Annotated in this window: 20 protein-coding genes and 1 pseudogene; 6 read left to right on the forward strand and 15 right to left on the reverse strand. The window is 60.9% G+C overall.

The genetic code is table 11. From position 1 onward, the window contains the following. Window positions 1-70: 70 nt before the first annotated feature. On the reverse strand, window positions 71-697 hold the full coding sequence (locus tag CI807_RS07675; protein ID WP_095014257.1) for a bifunctional 2-polyprenyl-6-hydroxyphenol methylase/3-demethylubiquinol 3-O-methyltransferase UbiG: 627 nt from the start codon (window positions 695-697) through the stop codon (window positions 71-73). Between the two features lie 178 nt (window positions 698-875). Between CI807_RS07675 and CI807_RS07680 the strand changes: the two genes are divergently transcribed. Then, window positions 876-1,979, forward strand: coding sequence for a hypothetical protein (locus CI807_RS07680; protein ID WP_095014258.1), 1,104 nt, complete (start codon window positions 876-878; stop codon window positions 1,977-1,979). Window positions 1,980-1,981: 2 nt separating this feature from the next. On the opposite strand, the gene CI807_RS07685 is transcribed toward CI807_RS07680, so the two are convergent. From CI807_RS07685 to CI807_RS07735, 12 genes and pseudogenes are all read right to left on the reverse strand, one after another. Beyond that, entirely contained in the window at window positions 1,982-2,626 is a 645-nt protein-coding gene (locus CI807_RS07685; protein ID WP_016974994.1) for a methionine ABC transporter permease, read from the reverse strand. After that, entirely contained in the window at window positions 2,616-3,731 is a 1,116-nt protein-coding gene (locus CI807_RS07690; RefSeq protein WP_095014259.1) for a methionine ABC transporter ATP-binding protein, read from the reverse strand. The genes CI807_RS07685 and CI807_RS07690 overlap by 11 nt, the downstream gene beginning before the upstream one ends. Further along, the gene (locus tag CI807_RS07695) at window positions 3,728-4,543 is read right to left on the reverse strand and encodes a MetQ/NlpA family ABC transporter substrate-binding protein (RefSeq protein WP_016974992.1); all 816 of its coding nucleotides are present in this window, start codon (window positions 4,541-4,543) and stop codon (window positions 3,728-3,730) included. The genes CI807_RS07690 and CI807_RS07695 overlap by 4 nt, the downstream gene beginning before the upstream one ends. 11 nt (window positions 4,544-4,554) lie before the next feature. After that, window positions 4,555-4,644: pseudogene (locus CI807_RS31740) on the reverse strand (outer membrane lipoprotein carrier protein LolA); the annotation flags it as partial. 17 nt (window positions 4,645-4,661) lie between these two features. Continuing rightward, window positions 4,662-6,014 carry an LLM class flavin-dependent oxidoreductase gene (locus CI807_RS07700; RefSeq protein ID WP_095014260.1) on the reverse strand — a complete coding sequence of 451 codons (1,353 nt, stop codon included), beginning with the start codon at window positions 6,012-6,014 and terminating at the stop codon, window positions 4,662-4,664. After that, complete coding sequence (locus tag CI807_RS07705; protein ID WP_095014261.1) at window positions 6,014-7,207, reverse strand: SfnB family sulfur acquisition oxidoreductase; 1,194 nt, start codon at window positions 7,205-7,207, stop codon at window positions 6,014-6,016. Before CI807_RS07705 ends, CI807_RS07700 begins: the two co-directional genes overlap by 1 nt. Window positions 7,208-7,231: 24 nt before the next feature. Further along, the gene (locus CI807_RS07710) at window positions 7,232-8,473 is read right to left on the reverse strand and encodes an SfnB family sulfur acquisition oxidoreductase (protein ID WP_095014262.1); all 1,242 of its coding nucleotides are present in this window, start codon (window positions 8,471-8,473) and stop codon (window positions 7,232-7,234) included. A gap of 187 nt (window positions 8,474-8,660) precedes the next feature. Further along, window positions 8,661-9,425 (reverse strand): hypothetical protein, encoded by a 765-nt coding sequence (locus tag CI807_RS07715; protein ID WP_095014263.1) that lies wholly within the window; start codon window positions 9,423-9,425, stop codon window positions 8,661-8,663. 328 nt (window positions 9,426-9,753) lie between these two features. Continuing rightward, window positions 9,754-10,500 (reverse strand): L-cystine ABC transporter ATP-binding protein TcyN, encoded by a 747-nt coding sequence (gene tcyN / locus CI807_RS07720; protein ID WP_016974987.1) that lies wholly within the window; start codon window positions 10,498-10,500, stop codon window positions 9,754-9,756. A 3-nt stretch (window positions 10,501-10,503) separates the two neighbouring features. Beyond that, entirely contained in the window at window positions 10,504-11,169 is a 666-nt protein-coding gene (tcyL, locus tag CI807_RS07725; RefSeq protein WP_010214112.1) for a cystine ABC transporter permease, read from the reverse strand. Further along, window positions 11,169-11,963 (reverse strand): cystine ABC transporter substrate-binding protein, encoded by a 795-nt coding sequence (gene tcyJ, locus CI807_RS07730; RefSeq protein WP_033898803.1) that lies wholly within the window; start codon window positions 11,961-11,963, stop codon window positions 11,169-11,171. Before tcyJ ends, tcyL begins: the two co-directional genes overlap by 1 nt. A gap of 274 nt (window positions 11,964-12,237) precedes the next feature. Continuing rightward, the gene (locus CI807_RS07735; protein WP_095014264.1) at window positions 12,238-13,230 is read right to left on the reverse strand and encodes a D-cysteine desulfhydrase; all 993 of its coding nucleotides are present in this window, start codon (window positions 13,228-13,230) and stop codon (window positions 12,238-12,240) included. A 165-nt stretch (window positions 13,231-13,395) separates the two neighbouring features. On the opposite strand from CI807_RS07735, the gene epsC reads away from it, so the two are divergent. Together epsC and betT are read left to right on the forward strand one after the other, a co-directional pair. Further along, window positions 13,396-14,322 (forward strand): serine O-acetyltransferase EpsC, encoded by a 927-nt coding sequence (gene epsC / locus CI807_RS07740; RefSeq protein WP_016974984.1) that lies wholly within the window; start codon window positions 13,396-13,398, stop codon window positions 14,320-14,322. 260 nt (window positions 14,323-14,582) lie between these two features. Continuing rightward, complete coding sequence (betT, locus tag CI807_RS07745; protein ID WP_162834914.1) at window positions 14,583-16,544, forward strand: choline transporter BetT; 1,962 nt, start codon at window positions 14,583-14,585, stop codon at window positions 16,542-16,544. A 3-nt stretch (window positions 16,545-16,547) separates the two neighbouring features. Here betT and CI807_RS07750 read toward each other — a convergent pair whose 3' ends face one another. Both CI807_RS07750 and CI807_RS07755 read right to left on the reverse strand, forming a co-directional pair. After that, window positions 16,548-16,796, reverse strand: a complete 249-nt coding sequence (locus tag CI807_RS07750; protein WP_095014265.1) for a hypothetical protein — start codon at window positions 16,794-16,796, stop codon at window positions 16,548-16,550. Window positions 16,797-16,798: 2 nt separating this feature from the next. Then, window positions 16,799-17,530, reverse strand: coding sequence for an SDR family oxidoreductase (locus CI807_RS07755; protein WP_095014266.1), 732 nt, complete (start codon window positions 17,528-17,530; stop codon window positions 16,799-16,801). A gap of 120 nt (window positions 17,531-17,650) precedes the next feature. Here CI807_RS07755 and CI807_RS07760 point away from each other — a divergent pair, with 120 nt between their 5' ends. From CI807_RS07760 to mgrA, 3 genes are all read left to right on the forward strand, one after another. Then, entirely contained in the window at window positions 17,651-18,541 is an 891-nt protein-coding gene (locus CI807_RS07760) for a LysR family transcriptional regulator (protein WP_095014267.1), read from the forward strand. Window positions 18,542-18,702: 161 nt separating this feature from the next. Continuing rightward, window positions 18,703-20,031: an OprD family outer membrane porin gene (locus tag CI807_RS07765; protein ID WP_095014268.1), complete on the forward strand. Its 1,329-nt coding sequence runs from the start codon at window positions 18,703-18,705 to the stop codon at window positions 20,029-20,031. A gap of 108 nt (window positions 20,032-20,139) precedes the next feature. Continuing rightward, entirely contained in the window at window positions 20,140-21,177 is a 1,038-nt protein-coding gene (gene mgrA / locus CI807_RS07770) for an L-glyceraldehyde 3-phosphate reductase (RefSeq protein WP_010214105.1), read from the forward strand. The last annotated feature ends 60 nt before the right edge of the window (window positions 21,178-21,237 follow it).

A 21,237-nucleotide genomic window follows, 5' to 3' on the forward strand; every position in this document is an offset into this window, starting at 1 on the left:
CTACAGTTGCAATGCGGTCACCTGTAGGAGCCGGCTTGCCGGCGATGAGTCCGGTCCATACGCTGAATATCTAGCGTTTACGCCAGACGCTGGCCAACCAAGGCTGTTGATCCCTCGGCAATCCTGCCGGCCGGTAGTAATGTTCCAACTCCACAAAACCCGCTTCGGCCAACAACGCCTGCCACGCCGCCAAGTCGTGATAAGACCCATACCGCGGCCCATTCCAACCTTCCTGGTTCTCTCCCCGAGGATTGGAGCTGAACAACACGCCCCCAGGCTTCAACGCTCCCTGCAATTGCTTCAGCACACGCGGTAATTCCTGCTTGGGAATATGAAACAGCACCGCATTGGCGAAGATCCCGTCGAAACGTTCGGCGGGCAGGTCCAGCTTCAGGAAGTCCTGCTGCAACACCTCGCAACCACTGTCTTCCCGCGCCATCTGCGCAAACCGCTCCGAGCCGTCCAGCCCGACAGCGATATGCCCCATGCGCGTAAACGTCTGCAAATCCCGCCCCGGACCGCAGCCAAAATCCAGCACGGTAAACGGTGCCGTACTCTGGATATGCCGCAACAAGGCGTCGATGTTCTGGCTCACATCGTGATCACGGGTGCCTTCGCGGAAGTCCTCGGCCACCTTGTTGTAGTGGCCAAGGGTGGTGGAGGTGATCTGGTCAAGGTCGTCAGGAGCAAGTTTCATGGCAGGGCGCACTAAGGCTGAGATCGTTGGACTATACCCCAGGGCACCGTCTGATTCAGTTGAAAGACGCGTGCGCTGTGTAGGGCGATTCAGTGCGTATTCAGTGTAAGCATCCGACATCCTGGCCGCAGGATTCTGGGTACCATGCGCTTCTCACTTAAAGAGGCGTTATATACCGATGGATCAGGCACCCCAATCCACTGCTGATGAAACCGCTCAGCCAAACAAAATGGACCGATACGCCAATGTCTTGAGTAACGGACTGTTATGGCTCAATGAGCGCGCATGGCCTTTGACTGTGGGCATTTTGTCTGTAGCCGGCCTGTACCTGTACCAATACATCCAAGTGGAAAAGGTGCCGCTGAGTATTTTGTCGGCCGCCGCGTTCACCGCATTGCCGGCGATGTTCGCCATGTTGGTATTTGTCATCGGCATGATGGGGGCGTCGATCCTGATGCCGACGTTCATCTTGTTCCTGCGCCTGAACGCTAAGGGCGTTCGGCTCAGCGATCAACTCAACCTTAGTCGGCAATCGCCCGAGATGACGGCTCAACATCGTCGATTATTGATGCATTGGGCTGCCAGTCTTGTGGTATTGGCGGTGTTCTGGTTGTCGGCGGTGTATCTGTCTGCGAACGCCGAAAGTGGGCCGTTTCAGACTGCTTGCTGGGTAATGGCGATCGCTGTGACGGTATTGGCCTACACCTGCATCATCATTCACGCCCGACCGGCCAACATCACGCGGCGCGAGCTTTCCATCGAGTTCTGGATCGCAAGTGCCAGTGCCGGCGTCATTCAGATGCTGGTCGTTCTCATGGTCACTGTGCCTGTCTCGCGCGCGTTCGGTGAATACTCAGACAGCGTCGTGCTGTTTGCCCCAGTCATGTTTGTCGAAATAGTGGTGCTATTTCTGATTCAGGGGCTTGGGGCGTGTCTTGTGGCGTATATGAACGATCATAAGAATCCGGTCGCATTGGCGTCTTTGGCTGCCCTTGGACTTCTGGTCGCACTGGGGCTTTTCCCGGTGACAGGCGCTAAATTGGGAGGCCTGCCGCTGCAAGCCTCCGCATCGGGAGGGCGGATGTGTACCGTCATGACCTGGTCAGAAGGCGCCAAGGTTCCCGGCACGCTGGTGGACGCCAAAAAACCTGAGGGCAGCATCAAGCTGCGCGTCCTGGCGGACTCGGACGGCAGTTACATCGTGCGCCCTTGGCAGGCCAAGGAAAAAACCGTGACTTTCGTCCCCCACTCCAGCGTCGCCCAACTGGATGAGTGCCCATAACCTCAACGCTTGTTCAGCACCCGCGCCAACCGATCACCCCCCAACTGAATCACCGCCACCAGAATCACCAGCAACACGATCACCGTGAGCATGATCTGCGTATCAAAGCGCTGATACCCATAGCGGTACGCAATGTCGCCCAACCCACCCGCGCCAATCGCCCCGGCCATGGCCGACGAGTTGATCATGGTGACTAGCGTGATGGTGAATCCGCCGACAATTCCCGGCAGCGCTTCCGGCAGCAGCACATGCCAGATGATGTGCCAGCGGCGGCAGCCCATGGCCTGCGCAGCTTCGATGAGACCGTGGTCGACCTCACGCAAACTCACCTCGGCAATCCGCGCAAAGAACGGCGTGGCGGCAATGGTCAGCGGCACGACGGCGGCCCATACGCCATAGGTAGTGCCAACGATCAGTCGAGTGAACGGGATCAGCGCCACCATCAGGATCAGGAATGGAATCGAGCGGAACAGATTGACGAATGCCCCCAGCACGCGGTTAAGCGCCGGGGCTTGGTAGATGCCGCCTTTGTCGCTGGTGACCAGGAACACCGCGAGCGGAATGCCCACCAGCAGCGCGATCAGCGACGACACGCCGACCATCAACAAGGTGTCGATGGCGCCCTGTACTAAACGATCAAACCACATAGCCCAGCACCTCCGCCTGTTGTGCCCAATTGCCGGCGCGGTTGCGCAACTCGTCGGCATTGTGCGGCGAGCCACTCACCGCCAACAGCAGTTGCCCGAGGACATGTCCCTGGATGCGTTCCACGCCGCCTTGCAGCAAGCGCACGCGCCCGCCGAGGGCGCTGAACAGCGCGGCCAGGTCCGGCTCGTCGGTGTCGCTGCCGGTGAACTGCAAGCGCAGCACCACGGCGGCGTCGGCGGATGCCGGTGTGTCTTGCAAACGGCTCTGTAACTCGTCCGGCAACCCGTGTTGCAGTGGCGCCAACAGGGTTTTGCTGACGTCATGCTGTGGGTTGCCGAACACTTGCCACACCGGGCCTTGTTCAACGATGCGCCCGTGCTCCAACACCACCACGCGGTCGCAGATTTCGCGGATTACCGCCATCTCATGGGTGATCAATACGATGGTCAAACCCAGGCGCTTGTTGATCTCGCGCAGCAGGCCGAGGATCGACTGGGTGGTTTCCGGATCCAGGGCCGACGTGGCCTCGTCACACAGCAGAATCTGCGGGTCATGCACCAGCGATCGGGCGATGCCCACCCGCTGTTTCTGCCCGCCGGACAGCTGCGCCGGGTAAGACTTGTGCTTGTCCTGCAAACCTACCAGCTCCAGCAGCTCGCGCACCTTCTGCTCGCGTTGCAGCTTCGGCACACCCGCCACTTTCAACGGCAACTCGACGTTCTGCCACACCGTCTTGGCCGACATCAGGTTGAAGTGCTGGAAGATCATGCCGATGCGCCGACGCAGCCCCACCAGACGGTCTTCATCGAAGTCGCCGATGTCGACCTGATCGATCAGCACGCGCCCGCTGCTGGGTTGCTCCAGGCGGTTGATGGTGCGGATCAGCGACGACTTGCCCGCGCCGCTGCGGCCGATGATGCCGAACACTTCACCGCGCTGGATCGCGAGGTCGATGCCTTGCAAGGCATGCACAGTGCCGTCGTAGGTCTTGCCCAGGTTGATAAAGCGCACATGGGCGCGGTTCAGGTCAGGGTGCAGTTCGGTCTGCTCGGCGTCCCTGGGCGGCAAGCCCAGGTCGCGCAGTTGGGCGTTGGCGGCGGTCATTTTTTATCTTCCCAGCCGACTTGGTAGAGCTTGCCCAGGGATTTATCCAGCGCGGCGCGCACGACCGGCGAATGTTGGTAGATGTCGACGAACTTGATCACTCGAGGGTCGGTTTTGCTTTTCGGCTGGATCACGAACTGGATCACGTATTCCGGGTGGTCGAGGCCATCGAACAGCAGCGCCGACTCGGCATCGAAGGTCTTGGACAGGCGGATATACGCTGGGTAACCCTGCACCAGGTCGGCGTCGTCATAGGCGCGTACCAGTTGCACCGCTTCGACTTGCAGGATCTTGATCTTCTTCGGATTGGAAACGATGTCCTCTTCGGTGGCCTTGTAGCCCACGCCCGGCTTGAGGGTGATCAGCCCAGCCTTGGCCAGCAGTTGCAGGCCGCGACCGCTGTTGATCGGGTCGTTGGCAATCGCCACGCTGGCGCCTTGGGGCAGGTCGTTGATGCTCTTGTACTTCTTCGAATACAGGCCGACGTTGTTGATGATCCCCGGCGCGTACGGCACCAGGTCAAAACCGGCGGCGGCCTTGGCGTTTTCCAGGAACGGGATGTGCTGGAAGTAGTTCACGTCGATATCGCCGGCCGCGAGGCTGACGTTCGGCGCGATCCAGTCGGTGAATTCCACCAGTTCGACTTTCAGGCCTTGCTTGCCGGCTTCGGCGACGGCGGCTTCGAGGGGAATAGCAAAGGCCGCCGTGGTGCCGATTTTCAACGGCGCATCGGCGGCGAATACCGCCGAGCTGAACAGTCCGAAAGCCAGGGCCAGTGCTTTGACTGGGTGAGCGAGCAATGTCTTTTTCATAATGGGCTTCCAATTGTAGGAGCGAGCTTGCTCGCGAAAAACCTGAGGGCGCCTCGGGAAATCAGGCGCCCCGCGTTATCGTTAACGATCTTCGCGAGCAAGCTCGCTCCTACAGGGGTTAGTGGCGGTAGGTGGATCCGGTGTGTTGTTCGGGAAGGCGGGCGTTGCCTTGAAAGACTTTTTCCCGCAGCGTTCCTTGTTCATATTCAGTCTTGTACGACCCGCGCTTTTGCAGCTCCGGTACTACCAGGTCGATGAAGTCCACATAGCTTTCCGGCGTGACGATTCGCGTGAGGTTGAAGCCGTCCAGGCCGGTTTCGCTGATCCAGGATTCCAGCTCGTCGGCGACCTGCTCAGGCGAGCCGACCAGGGTGATATAGCGCCCGCCCAGGGCGTGCTGTTCCAGCAATTTGCGGCGGGTCCAGTCGTTGTTCTGCAGGTTCTTGGTGGCCGACTGGATTGCGTTGCTCTTCACGTACTGGATCGGTTCGTCCAGCTCGTATTGGGCGAAATCAATCGCAGTAGACGCCGAGAAATGCGCCACGCCCGCCTCCGGACTGGCATAGCTCAGGTACTCGGCGTGCTTCTCCCAGGCCAACGCTTCGGTGGCGCCCACGATCACGTTGAGGCCCATGAACACCTTGATGTCATCCGGGTTGCGTCCGGCTTGCAGGGCGCTGGCGCGTACCTTGTCCACTTGGACCTTGGTCGCTGCCTTGTTCTGCCCGCTGATAAACACGCACTCGGCATGCCGGCCGGCGAACAGCAATCCCCGATCCGAACTGCCGGCCTGGAACAGCACTGGCGTACGTTGCGGCGAGGGCTCGCACAGGTGATAACCCTCCACCTGGTAGAACTCGCCGTGGTGCTCGACCTTGTGCACCTTGCCCGGCTGCGCATACACCCGCGCCTGTGGATCGTTGAGCACCGCACCGTCTTCCCAGCTGCCTTCCCAGAGCTTGTACAGCACCTCCAGGTACTCGTCGGCCTGGTCGTAGCGACGGTCATGCTCGACCTGCTCAGTCAGGCCCATGGCCTTGGCGGCGCTGTCGAGGTAGCCGGTAACGATGTTCCAGCCGACCCGGCCACGGCTCAGGTGGTCCAGCGTGGACATGCGCCGGGCGAACAGATACGGCGGCTCGTAGGTGAGGTTGGCGGTGAGGCCAAAGCCGAGGTTTTTAGTGACGGCCGCCATAGCCGAGACCAGCAGCAACGGGTCATTCACCGGCAACTGGATCGACTCTTTGAGCGGTACGTCTATCGAGTTCTGATAAACGTCATACACGCCGACGATATCGGCGATGAACAAACCATCGAACAGCCCGCGTTCCAGCGTCTTGGCCAGCTCGGTCCAGTACTCGATGGTCTTGTATTGGGTGGACGTATCCCGAGGGTGCGTCCACAGACCGTGGTTGATATGCCCGATGCAGTTCATGTTGAAGGCATTGAGCAGAATCTTTTTCTTGGCCATCAGATGGTCCCCCGCAGTGGCGGGTTTGCATCGTTGAGGTAGTAATTGCCGACCGCGTGGTACTTCCAGCGCACCGGGTCGTGCAGGGTGTGCACGCGGGCGTTGCGCCAGTGACGGTCCAGGTCATGCTCGGCCAGGGTCGCCTGGCTGCCGGCAAGTTCGAACAAGGTGCTGCCGGCGACCAGGGATATTTCGGTACTCAAGGCGCGTACTTCAGCGACGGCGATCGAGGCGGCCGCAACCGTCTCGGCATTGCTGTCGGCCTGGGCGCGGTCGAGGAATTCAGCCGAGCGTTCCAGCAGCGCCTCGGCGGCGTGCAGGCGGATGCTCAGGTGCCCGAAGCTTTTCAGGGTCAGAGGGTCTTCGGTGGCTTTGTCGTTGCCGGAGTCGATCCATGGGCGGGTCTTGGTGCGCACAAAGTGCAACGCATCCTCAAAGGCCGCGCGGGCAATGCCGGTGTCGATGGCGGCGTGAAGGATCTGCGCCAGCGGACCGACGGTTGTGGGGCGTTCAAAGGCGCTCTGGAACGCAATCACGTCCTGCGCGGCGACCCACACGTTGTCGAACACCACCGAACCGCTGCCGGTGGTGCGCTGGCCGAAGCCGCTCCAGTCGTCGATCACGCTCAGGCCTTCACTGTCGCGCGGCACAAAGGCGAGTTGCTGCACGCCCTGTTCATCCACCACTGACGTGGGGATGCGTTGTGCGTAGATCGCGCCGGTGGAGTAGAACTTGCGACCGCTGATACGGAAGCCGTCACCGTCGCGGGTGATGGAGGTAACGCGGTCGTGGGCGGTTTTGGTGCCCAGTTCCGCCAGCGCGTTGCCGAAGCGTTGGCCGGCCAATACCTCGGCGTACAGGCGTTTTTGCTGCGTCGGGCTGCCGTTTACGCGCAGCACTTCCAGGGCATAAAAGTGGTTTTGCGGAATCTGGCCCAGGGAAGCATCCGCCTGGGCGATCAGCGCAATGACCTTGGCCAGGGTGACGTTGGACACGCCAGCGCCACCGTACTCCTTGGGCACGCTGATACCCCACAGGCCGGAGCGCGAGAACACATCCAGCTCAGGCAGCGGCAGGCGGCGCTCGCGGTCGCGCTGGGCGCTGTCGCGGCGGAAGTCTTCGGCCAGGTCGCTGGCGACAATAAGGGCTTGTTCGTCGCTGGTGATAACCGCGACGTGAGTAGAGACAGTCATTGTGTTCTCCAGAGGTCTGGTCGGTTAAATCCAGGAGTGACGAGCCGGCAACGTGCCGTTCAGTCGATAGGCGCCGATGGCGTGATATTTCCAGCGCACCGGATCGTGCAGGGTGTGCACGCGGGCATTGCGCCAGTGGCGGTCGAGGTTGAATTCGGCGAGGGTCGCGCGGCTACCGGCCAGCTCGAAGAGTTTTTCGCTGACCAGCAGCGATACCTCGGTCGTCAGCACCTTGGCCTCGGCCACGGCAATCGACGCACGGGCCGCGGACTGCGCAGTGATCGGCGCAGCGCTGACCTGGTCCAGCACTTGGCCGGCCTTGCGCAGCAGGGCTTCGGCGGCGTGCAGTTCGATCTTCAATTTGCCGATGTCGGCGATCACATACAGGTCATCGCTGGCGCGTTCGACCTTGGCATCGATCCATGGGCGTGAGCGTTCACGTACGAAGGCGATGGTGTCATCCAGCGCGCCGCGTGCGATGCCGGCGTCGATGGCCGCCTGGATCAATTGGGAGACGGCGCCCTGGATATTCGGGGTTTCGCCGATGCGCCAGTTTTCCACGACCAACTCGGCATCGACCGGCACCTGGTCCAGCAACACGGTGCCGCTGGCGGTGGTGCGTTGGCCAAAGCCGGACCAGTCATCGACGATGCGCAGGCCGTCGGCACCACGGCGCACGAAGGCCATGACCTGCTTGCCGTCATCGTTGAGTGCCTTGACGGCGACCCAGTGGGCGAAGAGCGCGCCGGTGGAATAGAACTTCTGGCCGCTGATCACATAGCCGTCACCCTCAGCGGTGATACGCGCTTTCAGTTCCAGGGTGTTTTTGGTGCCGCGTTCCGGGCCGCCATTGCCGATGCGCCAACCGTCGAGGACGCTCTGGAACAGCTGCTTTTTCTGGCGCTCGGTGGCTGCACCCTGCAACAGGTGCAGGATGCCGAAGTGGTTCTGCGGGATCTGCCCAAGGGCCGGGTCTGCCGCGCTGATGATCGCGAACACGTCGGCCAGGGTCACGAAAGACACCTGCGGGCCGCCGTATTCACGGGGAATGGAAATACTGCCCAACCCACTGCGGGTGAACTGTTCGATCTGCGCCCATGGCAGCTTGCGTTGCTGGTCGCGCTTGGCGGCTTGCAGGCGCGCAGCCTGGGCGAGTTCATGGGCAGCCTTCAGCGCCTCTGCATCGTTGCGCAGCACGGCGGCTGGCAACAGCAGGGGGGCAATGTCCAGATCGCTCTGGGGGGGTGTTTGAGCCAAGTTAGACATCAGCGCCGCTCCTTGGCTGCACGTAATGCCCTGGCGTTGTGCACCGGGGTAATCCTGACCATACCGACCTCGCATTCAATGAAATAAAAACAGAAAAATCAGCGATGTCCGGTGGTCCGGTGCATATACCCTAAGCGTGTTAAATATTTAAATAAACTAACTTTTGGGAATATGCATAGAAGGTCTGTCACCCAGGCTCGCAGGGCGATCCCAGTGGACGCGGTTGATAGGTCAGCGCCGCCCCGGCCTGGCGGGGCGGCGCCTCGGCAGCAATGCGTAATGTACGGGCGGGCGCCCAGCGTGAGTTGTTGCCGACGCGATCCAGAATGCAGTACGTCACCTCCAACCGACAGTCGTCGCCGGCTTCGGTGATGATCGAGGAGGGCACCCATACCTGCACCGCCAGGCCGACCTCAAGGGCCTGGATCTTCGGCAGGTCCAGGCGCACATCGCCCCAGCGCAGGGTGATCGCATCGCCAGTGTCCATGTTCAGGTATGGCGCGATGGTCAGCGGGATACCGCGCCGCACCTGGCTGGCGTTGACACCGAAGCGGCGGATGGTGTCGGGCAAACCCACGGGGGCGAGGTTCTGGTTTTCGTCGCGGTACAGGGGTGAGGGCTGGCCGCCCGGGCAACAGGTCTTCACACGTACCCGCCTGACGGCAGAGCGGGCCGCGCAGTGGCCGACTTGCATCACCTGGTAATGCACCCGAGCCGGGCCATCCAGCACGAAACTTTCCGGCACCCGCAGGTGAGTGAACGCGCCGACCTTGCAGGCGGTTATCCGGCGCGAAGCGGCAAAACAGTTGTTCCAGAACAGCTCGATCAAGTCGCCTTCATCCATGCCGGGATACGGTGCAATGTCGACCTGCAGATGGGTGGCGGCCAGGGCATTGATGCCATTGCCGGTGGCCTGGGGCAGTGTCGGGGCGGTGAGCAGGGGGTGCGTCATAAATAATCTCCTTGATGCAGCCAGCAGCAATCGCTCCGGACCCTTGGCGCAGGCAAGCGCGGTGGGCCGAACAGAACGATTCAGTGAATAGCCGGGATAGGATCCAATCCTCTGGACGCTAGATAAGAGGGTTGGGCACGGAGCGTCAATGGCGGCAAAGGGCTAAACGGCGGGCTTGGAGATATTCAGAAGGGTCTGACTGGCGCGGGGATTTTTGCTTGAGTGCGGCGGAGTGTTTTACGCGTGCCTGCGAGGAATTCCTGTAGGAGGAGCTTGTTGTGGCGAGGGAGCTTGCTCCCTCGCCACATTCAAGCGTTTCCAAGGGATGTCAGTGGGCGAGAAACTTGCTCAGGAACTGTTTGGTACGCTCTTCCTTGGGGTTGGCGAACAGTGCCTTGGCTTCGCCTTGCTCCACGATCACGCCCTTGTCGAAGAAGATCACCCGGTTGGCTACGTCGCGGGCAAAGCTCATCTCGTGGGTGACGATCACCATGGTGCGGTTTTCTTCGGCGAGGCTGCGGATGGTTGCCAGCACTTCACCCACCAGTTCCGGGTCGAGGGCCGAGGTGGGTTCGTCGAACAGAATCACCTCCGGCTCCATGGCCAACGCACGGGCAATCGCCACGCGCTGTTGCTGGCCGCCCGACAGGCGCCGTGGGTACGCGTCTTCCTTGCCCGCCAGGCCTACCCTAGCCAGCAGCTTGCGACCCAGGGCGTCAGCGGCTTCCCGTGGCATCTTCTTGACCACGGTGGGCCCTTCGATGACATTTTCCAGCGCAGTACGGTGGGGGAACAGGTTGAAGCTCTGGAACACAAAGCCCACGTGCTGGCGCAGGCGCCGCACCAGGCTGGCCTGCTGGTTGATCGGCTTGCTGCTGTCGATCTCGATGTCGCCCACCTTGATGCGACCGCTGGTGGGTTGTTCGAGGAAATTCAGGCAGCGCAGGAAGGTGGTCTTGCCGGAACCGCTGGGGCCGATGATGGCGATGACTTCGCCTTCCTTGACCTCCAGGTCGATGCCGTTGAGCACCACTTGACCCTTGAATTGTTTGGTCAGTTTTTCAACCACGATCATGCTTCAGGACTCCAGGTCATGCCGGTTGACCCGGTCTTCCAGGCGATTCTGCAAATGCGCCAGGATGCTCGCCAAAATCCAGTAGATCAGGGCAGCGGAGAGATACATGGTGAAGATTTCGAAGGTCCGCGCCGACACCAATTGCGCCTGGCGAAACAGCTCGGGCACCTGAATAGTGGCGGCCAGCGCCGTGTCCTTGACCAGCGAAATAAAGCTGTTGCCCAGCGGCGGCAAGGCCGTGCGCATGGCCTGCGGCAGGATGGCCCGGCGCAGGGTCTGCGCACGGGTCATGCCGATACTGGCCGCAGCTTCCCATTGGCCGCGCTCGATGGAACCGATGGCGGCGCGCAGGATTTCACAGGCGTAGGCGGCCATGTTCAGCGAAAAGCCGATCATGGCCGCCGGGATCGGATCCAGCTCGATGCCCACTTGCGGCAAACCGTAGTAGATCAAGAACAGCTGTACCAGCAAGGGCGTGCCGCGAAAGAACGACACGTAGACTCGGGCAAGCCAGCTCACCAGCTTGAAGCGCGACAGGCGCATCAAGGCCAGGCCGAAGCCCAGCAGCAAACCGAAAAACATCCCGCCGAGGCTGAGGATCACCGTGTAGTACGCGCCCTTGAGCAGAAAGGGCGCGGAGTCCAGCGCGAGTTGGAAACCTGCTTCCATTATTGAGTGACGTCAGCGTTGAAGTACTTCTCGGACAGCTTCTTCAAGGTGCCGTCGGCGCGCAGTTTGTCGAGGGCCTTGTTCACCGCGTCGAGCAGTTCTGGCTCGCCTTTGCGCAGGGCAATACCGGCTTCCTGACGGGAGAAGGCGTCGCCGGCTGCGGCGGTATCTGGCGCTTTCTTGGCGTATTCCAGGGCGGCCAGACGGTCGATCAGGATGGCGTCGATACGGCCGATGCGCAGATCCTGGAACTTGGTCGGGTCGTCGTTGTAAGTCTTGATGAGGGCTTTAGGTTGGTTGTCCTTGAGCCATTGTTCGTAGTTGGTGCCCAGGCCCACACCGACTTTCTTGCCGGCCAGGTCGTCGGCGGTCTTGATCGCGTCAACGTTCTTCTTCAGGACCAGTGCCTGGATACCGGACACGGTGTAAGGCTTGGAGAAGTCGTACTTTTTCTTGCGCTCTTCAGAGATGGTCACTTGGTTGACCACCGCGTCCAGACGCTTGGATTCCAGGGCGGCGAGGATGCCATCCCATGGGGTGGCCTGCAGCTTGACCTTCACGCCCAGCTCCTTGGCCAGCGCTTCGGACAGCTCCACTTCGAAACCGCTGAGCTTGCCGCTTTCATCGACGAAGCTGAACGGTGGGTAGGTGCCTTCCAGGCCGATCTTGATCTCGCCTGCTTTCTTGATGTTGTCCAGCTGTTCACCCGCGACTGCTTGGCCGATCAGGCCAGCCCCGAGTGCCAGGCCCAAAGTGCCAACCAACAACGTGCGACGGAATACAGAAATAGTCATGAAGAGCCCCTGTGTTTTTTATGTTGAGCGAAGCAGGTGACGCAGTAGTCGTATCCTGCCTTAAAGCGCGTAGCGCGTCTTCGCCTACGGCGCGACTATAAAGCGGGTTTTTAAGACTTGAAAATAATATAAAATTAATCCTTTATTCTTTTTAAGAATATAAGGCGATCAACTGTAGGAGCCGGCTTGCCGGCGATGAGGCCATTAGCCCTGCGGTGATTTAGAGACCGCCATCGCCGGCAAGCCGGCTCCTACAGGGGGTGTATTGGATCTGTCAGAACGCCGAGTTGTAAGCGAACAACGCCGGTGCCCCACCGGTATGCAGGAAAATGATCGGCCCGTCCTCAATCCGCTGACGTCCGATGCCATCCAGCAAGCCGGCCATGGCCTTGCCAGTGTAGACCGGGTCCAGCAGCAGGCCTTCCTGGCTAGCCAACAGCTTGACCGCCGCCAGGGTGCCGGCGTTCGGTTCGCCATAACGCGGACCGAAGTATTCGTCCCACAGGATCACCTTGAAGGCTTCGGGAATATCCACACCCAGCAACTCGGCGGTGCGTTCGGCCAGGCCCTCTACTTTCGGGCGCTGGGCTTCTTCAGTACGTGAGACGGTGACGCCAATCACGGGCAGGTTTGGCAATACTTCGCTCAAGGCCAGCGCCAATCCACTGTGCGTTCCCGCACTGCCGGAGGCCAAGACCACGGCGGCGAACTCGATGCCACTGTCTTCGATCTGCCCGGCCAGCTCCAGCCCGGCGCGTACATAACCCAATGCACCGAGGGCATTGGAGCCGCCAATAGGCACCAAATACGGTTTTTTGCCGTTGCTGCGCAGGCGGTCGGCGAGGGCGTTGAGCTGGTCGTCGACGTTGTCGAGGTTCTCCACCAGCTCCACCTTGGCGTCGAACAACTCCAGCAGCAGGCGGTTGCCGTTGCCCAGGTAATTGGGGTCTTCGGTGCCGGTGGGGTTTTCCAGCAGGGCGACGCAGCCCAGGCCGAGCTTGGCGGCCAGCGCGGCGGTCTGGCGCACGTGGTTGGACTGGATCGCGCCGGCTGTTACCAGGGTGTCGGCGCCTTGGGCGATGGCATCTGCGGCGAGGTATTCAAGTTTGCGCAGCTTGTTGCCGCCCATGGCCAGCGGCGTGGTGTCGTCGCGCTTGACGTAGATGTCCCTGCCCAACCAGGCCGACAGCCGCTCGAGTTTTTCCAGGGCAGTGGCGCCGCCCAGCAGTTCCAGGCGGTTAAAACGGTCGAGCTGTTGTTTGATCATGGCTACGCACGGTTGATGAGTATGGGGCGACTATAGGCAGGCACTTTTCATCGGGCAACCGTCAATCGCTTATTCCGGACGGTTCTTAGCATCACACCATTGGTTCTTAAGGGCGGCGAGTGTGCATACCGTAAAGTGATGGCCATTTCGTCAGGAGTGAATACCGTGAGTGAGCGTTCCAGTCATTGGCAATTACAGACCATCGTCAGCCAACTGCGCAGCGCCCGGGATCAGTGGCGAACGCGCAATGGGCGCTTGAGTGGCGAGCATGGCGGGCGCGAATTGCCGTCCCGCGAGGCGGTGGCGCAGATTCTGGAGTCCTTGTGCGGTGCACTGTTTCCCATGCGCCTTGGGCCAGTGGATCTGCGTGAAGAGAGTGAAGATTTTTACGTCGGGCATACCCTCGACGTCGCCTTGAATGCCTTGCTCGGCCAGGCCCGTCTGGAGCTGCGCTACGCCGCACGGCAAGGCGCCAAGGATGACAGTGAAGTTGATGCGCTCGCCATCCGCCTGATCCAGGATTTCGCCCTGGCCCTGCCGTCCCTGCGCAGCCTGTTGGACACCGACGTGCTGGCCGCCTATCACGGCGACCCGGCCGCGCGCAGCGTGGATGAAGTGCTGTTGTGCTACCCCGGCATCCTGGCGGTGATCCATCATCGGCTGGCCCACCACCTGTATCGCGCCGGCCTGCCGCTGTTGGCGCGGATCAGCGCAGAGATCGCCCACTCGGCCACCGGGATCGATATCCACCCCGGCGCACAAATAGGCCCAAGCTTCTTTATCGACCACGGGACCGGTGTGGTGATCGGCGAAACCGCGATCATCGGTGAGCGCGTGCGCATCTACCAAGCCGTAACGTTGGGCGCCAAACGCTTCCCTGCGGACGAAGACGGGCAGTTGCAGAAAGGCCACCCTCGTCACCCGATCGTCGAGGATGACGTGGTGATCTACGCCGGGGCGACGATCCTGGGGCGCATCACCATCGGCCAGGGCTCGACCATTGGCGGTAACGTGTGGCTGACCCGCAGCGTGCCGGCGGGGGCGAATATCACCCAGGCCAATCTGCAGCATGATGATGGCACGCAAAAATGATGGCACTTCCCGTGAGCGCTGAGGACTAAGCTTGCCTTGGGCTGGCGTAGGAAATGTCTACCACTCAGCCCTGCGATTAGTCCCAGACCGCCTATCCATGTTTAACTTGAATGCTCGTTCAAGTTAAACCCGGTGGTTCGCTGCCCGCTCACAACAGGAGGCTTACCTTTGCTGAGTCCGTTATTTACAGCCACATCCCATACCCTCGGGGTGCATCGTTCATGAGTGCATCGTCCACCCCTACCAGCGGCCAGGTGCGCATGAATGCGCCGGTCTTCTACTTCGCCGCGACGTTTATCCTGCTGTTCGGCATCACTGTCATCGCTATCCCGCAACAGGCGGGTGCCTGGCTGCTGGCAGCGCAAAACTGGGCGGCCAATACGGTCGGCTGGTACTACATGCTGGCGATGACCCTGTATCTGGTCTTCGTGGTGGTCACCGCGTTATCGGGCTACGGCAAGATAAAACTCGGTGCCGACCACGACGAGCCCGAATTCAGTTACTTGTCCTGGGCCGGCATGCTGTTCGCGGCCGGGATCAGCATCACGCTGTTTTTCTTCTGCGTTTCCGAACCGCTCACGCACCTGGTGCAACCGCCCCAGGGCGCGCCAATGAACGCCGATGCCGCACGCCAGGCCATGCAGATCCTGTTTCTGCACTGGGGCCTGCACGGTTGGGGCGTGTTCGCCTTTGTCGGCATGGCCCTGGCGTATTTCGCCTACCGGCATAACCTGCCGCTGGCGCTGCGTTCGGCGCTGTACCCGTTGATCGGCAAGCGGATCAACGGCCCCATCGGTTACGCGGTGGATGGCTTTGGCATCATTGCCACGGTGTTCGGCCTTGGTGCCGACATGGGCTTTGGCGTGCTGCACCTCAACTCCGGTCTCGACTACCTGTTCGGCATCGCCCATACCCAGTGGATCCAGGTGGGTCTGATCACGCTGATGATGGGCGCCGCGATCATCGTCGCAGTGGCCGGTGTCGATAAAGGCGTGCGCGTAATGTCCGATATCAACATGCTGCTGGCCTGTGCGCTGCTACTGTTCGTGTTGTTCGCCGGGCCCACCCAGCATTTGCTCAACACCCTGATCCAGAACATCGGCGACTACCTGGGCGCCTTGCCGACCAAGAGTTTCGACGTGTACGCCTACGACAAACCCAGCGACTGGCTGGGCGGTTGGACGGTGTTCTACTGGGCTTGGTGGATCGCATGGTCGCCGTTCGTGGGCCTGTTCATCGCACGTATCTCCCGTGGTCGTACCATCCGTGAGTTCGTGTTTGGCGTGCTGCTGATCCCGCTGGGTTTCACCCTGGCGTGGATGTCGATCTTCGGCAACAGCGCCATCGACCAGGTACTCAACCACGGTATGGCCGCGCTCGGTCAGTCGGCCATCGATAACCCGTCGATGAGCCTCTACCTGCTGCTGGAAACCTACCCGTGGAGCAAAACGGTTATCGCGGTCACGGTGTTTATCAGCTTCGTGTTCTTCGTGACCTCGGCCGACTCCGGCACCGTGGTGCTGTCCACCCTGTCGTCCAAAGGCGGTAACGCCGATGAAGACGGGCCGAAATGGCTGCGGGTGTTCTGGGGCGCGATGACGGCACTGGTCACCAGTGCATTGTTGTTTGCCGGCAGTATCGATTCGCTCAAGTCGGCGGTGGTGCTGACCTCGTTGCCGTTCTCGATGATCCTGCTGCTGATGATGTGGGGCCTGCACAAGGCGTTCTATCTGGAGTCGCAAAAGCAGATCGCCCAGTTGCATTCATTGGCACCGATTTCGACGGCTCGCAAAGGGCGCGGCGGCTGGCGCCAGCGTTTGAGCCAGGCCGTGCACTTCCCGTCTCGAGACGAGGTGTACCGTTTCCTTGACTCGACGGTGCGCCCGGCGATTGAAGAAGTGACGGCGGTATTTGTCGAGAAGGGTTTGAACGTGGTGACGCAACCTGACCCCGCCAACGACAGCGTCAGCCTGGAAATCGGCCATGGCGAGGAGCGTCCATTTATCTACCAGGTGCAGATGCGCGGCTACTTCACGCCGTCATTTGCCCGCGGCGGGATGGGCTCCAAGGAGCTTAACAACCGTCGCTACTACCGGGCGGAAGTGCACTTGGCCGAGGGGAGCCAGGACTATGACTTGGTGGGCTACACCAAGGAACAGATCATCAACGACATCCTCGACCAGTACGAGCGCCACCTGCAGTTCCTGCACCTGGTGCGCTGAGGCTCAGGCCCTGAGGTACAGGGCCAGTGCCACCAGGGGCACGCCGAATACGCCACTGCCGATCACCAGCTCCGACACCAGGGGCTGGCCGGCAGTGACGACCCCTACAGCGCCATTGACCACCGCCACCCCCAACCAGGTCGCCACAAAGCTGTAGGTCAGAATGTGCCGGCTCACGCCGAGCTTCTGCCCGATCAACAGCATCAGTACCAGCAGGATCAAGCCTGCGGTGATCACCAGGGTGGTGTGCATGTTCAGACCAGCCCGCCATTGGCGCGCAGGATTTGCCCATTGATCCAAGCACCGGCCGGGCTCACCAGAAACGCCACCACGCGGGCGATATCTTCCGGTTGGCCAAGGCGTTCCAGCGGCGGCATCTTGGCCATGCCCTGGATCTGCTCTTCGCTCTTGCCGTGCAGGAACAACTCGGTGGCGACCGGGCCTGGCGCCACGGCGTTGACGGTAATCCGACGCCCGCGCATCTCTTTGGCGAACACTTGGGTCAGGGACTCCACTGCCGCCTTGCTGGCGATGTACACCGCGTAACCGGGGAAGTTGAGGCCGACGGTGCTGCTGGAGAAGTTGACGATGCGTCCACCGTCATTCAGGCGGGTGGCGGCTTCGCGCAGGGCGTTGAAGGTGCCACGGGTGTGGATATCGAAGTTCTGGTCGTAGAGTTCATCGCTGTGCTGGGCCAGGGGCAGCGTCTTGAGGATGCCGGCGTTGTTGATCAGCACATCCACCTTGCCCAATTGCGCCTCGGTTTCGTCGAACAGGCGCTTGATGTCGGCGGGTTTGGCGACGTCGCCTTGGATCGCTATGGCTTGGTGGCCGGCCTGGCGCAGTTCCACCACCAGCTTCGACGCCTCGGTGGCGCTGCTGGCGTAGTTGATGGCCACGGCGTAACCGTCGGCAGCGAGTTGCTTGGCGATGACGGCGCCAATGCCACGGGAGGCGCCGGTGATGATTGCTACTTGAGTCGTCATGATCTGGGTTCCTTGAACGGGGTGTGCAACCAGATTCACATGTTTACCCAGGCCGATAAATGCGCCAGAGTTGCCTTGACTGTTCAATAATCGCCAACAATCAAGCCGTGGGAGTTCAGCGTGGATCAAGTCAAAGCCATGAAGGTTTTCGTGCGGATTTACGAGCGTTCCAGCTTCACCCTGGCGGCTGATGACTTGAATCTGCCCCGTGCGACCCTGACTCACACCCTCAATCAATTCGAAGCCTGGCTCGGCACGCGCTTGTTGGAGCGCAGCACCCGGCGTGTACGCCCGACCCTCGATGGCGAGGCGTACTACCAGCGCTGCGTGCAGCTACTCGCGGAGCTGGAAGAAGCCGAGTTGGCGTTCCGCAGCGTGGCGCCCAAGGGGCGTTTGCGCGTGGACCTGCACGGCACGTTGGCCAAGTATTTCGTGGTGCCGGCGCTGCCGCAATTCATGGCGCGATACCCGGATATCGAGCTGTCCATCAGTGAGGCGGATCGCTTTGTCGACCTGATCGCCGAGGGCGTCGATTGCGTGCTGCGTGCGGGCACCCTGGGGGATTCCGCGTTGATTGGTCGGCGCGTCGCCAACCTGCGCCAAGTGACCTGCGCGAGCCCCGCTTATCTGCGCAAATACGGCGAACCCAAGAGCCTTGCCGAGCTGAGTGAGCACCGCGCGGTGAACTACGTTTCGCGCACCACGGCCAAGCTGTTTCCGTTCGAATTCATGGTCGATGGCGAGTTGCGGGAAGTGAGTATCGAAGGTGCGCTGTCGGTGTTCGGCGCGGAGATTTACTCCGCCAGTGCGGTGGCCGGGTTGGGGATTATCCAGTGCCCGCATTACCGCATGGCCGAGCTGATCGAGCAGGGCGTGATGCGCGAAATTCTCCAGGAAACACCGCCACCTTTGATGCCGGTGTCGGTGCTTTATCCACAGAACCGACACATGTCACCGAGGGTGCGTGTGTTCGTCGACTGGCTCGCGGAAATCTTCGAAAACGCCCGCTAACCCGCGTGGTTAAAGGGTTTCATGAATTTAATTTCATCCGTCTGCATCGGGTTTTGACGCGGAACTGTCATCTGGCCACTGCGTAATTGTGTGAAGCGTTTGACGCTTTCATTTCAGAACAGTGACGGAGACCGGTAACAATGAAGACGTTGATAAGCCCTATGGTGGGTGCCGCCATGGCGAGCTTTATGCTGTCCGCCCACGCCGATTTTATCGATGACAGCCACGCCGATGTGACCCTGCTCAACCGCTACCTCAACCAGCAGGGGCGTGATGTGGTGAACAGCAACGCCAAGGCCCACAGCATTCGTGATTGGGGCCAGGGGTTCGAGTTCAACTTCAAGTCCGGCTACACCGAAGGTCCAGTGGGTTTTGGCCTGGACTTGCAGGCGTTCTACGGGTTGAAGCTGGACTCCGGCGGCGACCTCAATGACAAGGATCACCAGGGCCGCTACCCCGGCAGCATGTTCCCGCTGGATAACGGCAAATCCGCCGACCAGTTCGGTGTGTTGAGCCCGACGTTCAAGATGCGTTTCGCCAAGGATGAACTGCGTGTCGGCACGCTCTACGGCAACAACCCGATACTCGCCAACACCGACGGGCGCCTGTACCAACAGACCAATACCGGTGTGCAACTGGTGTCCAAGGACCTCAGCGACTTCACCTTCACCGGCGGCGATATCTTCAAGACCAAGATCCGCAACGAAACCGGCGACCAGGGCATGATCACCGCCGGCGGCACCAAAGAGAGCGATCGCTTCCTGTTCGGCGGTGCGGATTACACCGGCATCCAGAACACCACGGTCAGCCTGTGGTATTCCAACCTTGAGGATTACTACCAGCAGTTCTTCCTCGGCGCCAAACGTCATGACGCGTTATCCGTGGGTGCCATCGACACCGACGTGCGTGTGTTCCGCAGCCTGGGGGTGGGCGGTAACGCCGACGGTGACAAGGACTACGCCGCGAGTGGTCTGTACGGCGACGGCGTGAACAAAGGCCGCATCAACCAGACCACCGCCAGCTTGCTTGAGAGCTACAGCCTCGACGGCCATACCGTCGGCCTGGGTATCCAGAAAAACAGCGGCGACAGCGACTTCCCGTACCTGGATTCCGGCCTGAACAGCGGCGACAACCGCCAGGGCCCAGGCTCAGGCGCCGACACCCCGGCGCTGACCAACATGCAGTTGAATAAATTTCAACACGCCGGTGAGCGCACTTGGCTTGCGCAGTACAAGTATGACTTCGGTAAGCTTGGCCTCACGGGCCTGACGTTCTCCGCTGCCTATGCCCACGGTGATGACATCCGCACGGCGCAAGGCACCACCAGCGAATGGGAACGTAACGTCGCCGTGGCGTATCAAGTGCCCACCGGCACCCTCAAAGGCCTGGGTGTGACCTGGAAAAACGCCCACGCCAGCCCCGACATCAGCGGTGCCACCGTGCAAGATGAAAACCGCTTCTATGTGAGTTATGTCGTTCCACTCTGGTAGGCAATTGCTGTAGAACGGAACGGCAGACTTAAGCGATTCAGCTGGTTAAAAGGCCTGGGAATAAGCTTATTCCCAGGCCTTATTTGCCGACGTCCAAGAGAGGATTCGATGACTTACATTGCTGCCGAAAACCGCTATGAATCTATTCCGTACCGCCGCGTAGGCCGCAGTGGATTGGTGCTGCCGGCACTGTCCCTGGGCCTGTGGCACAACTTTGGCGACAGCACCCCGATCGACACCCAGCGCGCCCTGCTGCGCACCGCGTTCGACCTGGGCATCAACCACTTCGACCTGGCCAACAACTACGGCCCGCCCTACGGCAGCGCCGAGATCAACTTCGGCCGTTTACTGCGCGAAGACTTCAAGCACTACCGCGATGAACTGATCATCTCCAGCAAAGCCGGCTGGGACATGTGGCCCGGCCCTTACGGCCAGGGCGGCGGCTCACGCAAGTACGTGCTGGCCAGCCTGGACCAGAGCCTGCAACGCCTGGGCGTCGACTACGTGGATATCTTCTACTCCCACCGTTTTGACGCCGACACTCCCCTGGAAGAAACCGCCAGCGCCCTCGCGACTGCCGTGCAGCAAGGCAAGGCGTTGTACATCGGGATCTCGTCCTACTCGGGCGTGAAAACCCGCGAAATCGCCGCGCTGCTCAAAGAGTGGAAAGTACCGCTGCTGATTCACCAACCGGCCTACAACCTGCTCAACCGGTGGGTGGAAAAAGACCTGCTGGACACCACCGAAGAACTCGGCGCCGGGGTGATCGCGTTCACACCGCTGGCCCAGGGTCTGCTGACCGACAAATACCTCAACGGCGTACCGGCGGACGCACGAGTGAATCGTCCGGGTGGCGGTTCATTGCAGGCCAAGCACCTGTCCGAAGCCAACATCGCCCACGTGCGCGCGCTGAATGAAATCGCCCAGCGCCGTGGCCAGAGCCTGGCGCAACTGGCATTGGCCTGGACATTGCGAGATCCACGGGTGACCAGCGCGCTGATCGGTGCGAGCCGGCCGGAGCAGATTATCGAGAACGTTGGTGCGTTGAAGAACTTGAGCTTCAGTGCGGAAGAACTGGCGGAGATTGATCGATTTGCGCAGGAAGGTGGGATTAACCTGTGGGAAAAGCCATCCACCGCTGAATAACCTGACCGATCCAACCTGTAGGAGCCGGCTTGCCGGCGATGGCGGCCTCAACATCAGCGC

The organism is Pseudomonas sp. NS1(2017) (assembly GCF_002269425.1).
GTDB classification, from domain to species: Bacteria; Pseudomonadota; Gammaproteobacteria; order Pseudomonadales; family Pseudomonadaceae; genus Aquipseudomonas; species Aquipseudomonas reactans.

Excerpts from the sequence above, each read along its gene's own strand:
- CI807_RS07765 (WP_095014268.1), top strand. The coding sequence starts at position 18,703 with ATGGTGGGTGCCGCCATGGCGAGCTTTATGCTGTCCGCCCACGCCGAT.
- CI807_RS07710 (WP_095014262.1), bottom strand. The coding sequence starts at position 8,473 with ATGTCTAACTTGGCTCAAACACCCCCCCAGAGCGATCTGGACATTGCC.
- tcyL (WP_010214112.1), bottom strand. The coding sequence starts at position 11,169 with ATGGAAGCAGGTTTCCAACTCGCGCTGGACTCCGCGCCCTTTCTGCTC.
- CI807_RS07735 (WP_095014264.1), bottom strand. The coding sequence starts at position 13,230 with ATGATCAAACAACAGCTCGACCGTTTTAACCGCCTGGAACTGCTGGGC.
- CI807_RS07750 (WP_095014265.1), bottom strand. The coding sequence starts at position 16,796 with ATGCACACCACCCTGGTGATCACCGCAGGCTTGATCCTGCTGGTACTG.
- CI807_RS07680 (WP_095014258.1), top strand. The coding sequence starts at position 876 with ATGGATCAGGCACCCCAATCCACTGCTGATGAAACCGCTCAGCCAAAC.
- tcyJ (WP_033898803.1), bottom strand. The coding sequence starts at position 11,963 with ATGACTATTTCTGTATTCCGTCGCACGTTGTTGGTTGGCACTTTGGGC.
- betT (WP_162834914.1), top strand. The coding sequence starts at position 14,583 with ATGAATGCGCCGGTCTTCTACTTCGCCGCGACGTTTATCCTGCTGTTC.
- CI807_RS07695 (WP_016974992.1), bottom strand. The coding sequence starts at position 4,543 with ATGAAAAAGACATTGCTCGCTCACCCAGTCAAAGCACTGGCCCTGGCT.
- CI807_RS07715 (WP_095014263.1), bottom strand. The coding sequence starts at position 9,425 with ATGACGCACCCCCTGCTCACCGCCCCGACACTGCCCCAGGCCACCGGC.
- CI807_RS07690 (WP_095014259.1), bottom strand. The coding sequence starts at position 3,731 with ATGACCGCCGCCAACGCCCAACTGCGCGACCTGGGCTTGCCGCCCAGG.
- CI807_RS07755 (WP_095014266.1), bottom strand. The coding sequence starts at position 17,530 with ATGACGACTCAAGTAGCAATCATCACCGGCGCCTCCCGTGGCATTGGC.
- CI807_RS07685 (WP_016974994.1), bottom strand. The coding sequence starts at position 2,626 with ATGTGGTTTGATCGTTTAGTACAGGGCGCCATCGACACCTTGTTGATG.
- mgrA (WP_010214105.1), top strand. The coding sequence starts at position 20,140 with ATGACTTACATTGCTGCCGAAAACCGCTATGAATCTATTCCGTACCGC.
- CI807_RS07675 (WP_095014257.1), bottom strand. The coding sequence starts at position 697 with ATGAAACTTGCTCCTGACGACCTTGACCAGATCACCTCCACCACCCTT.
- CI807_RS07700 (WP_095014260.1), bottom strand. The coding sequence starts at position 6,014 with ATGGCCAAGAAAAAGATTCTGCTCAATGCCTTCAACATGAACTGCATC.
- tcyN (WP_016974987.1), bottom strand. The coding sequence starts at position 10,500 with ATGATCGTGGTTGAAAAACTGACCAAACAATTCAAGGGTCAAGTGGTG.
- CI807_RS07705 (WP_095014261.1), bottom strand. The coding sequence starts at position 7,207 with ATGACTGTCTCTACTCACGTCGCGGTTATCACCAGCGACGAACAAGCC.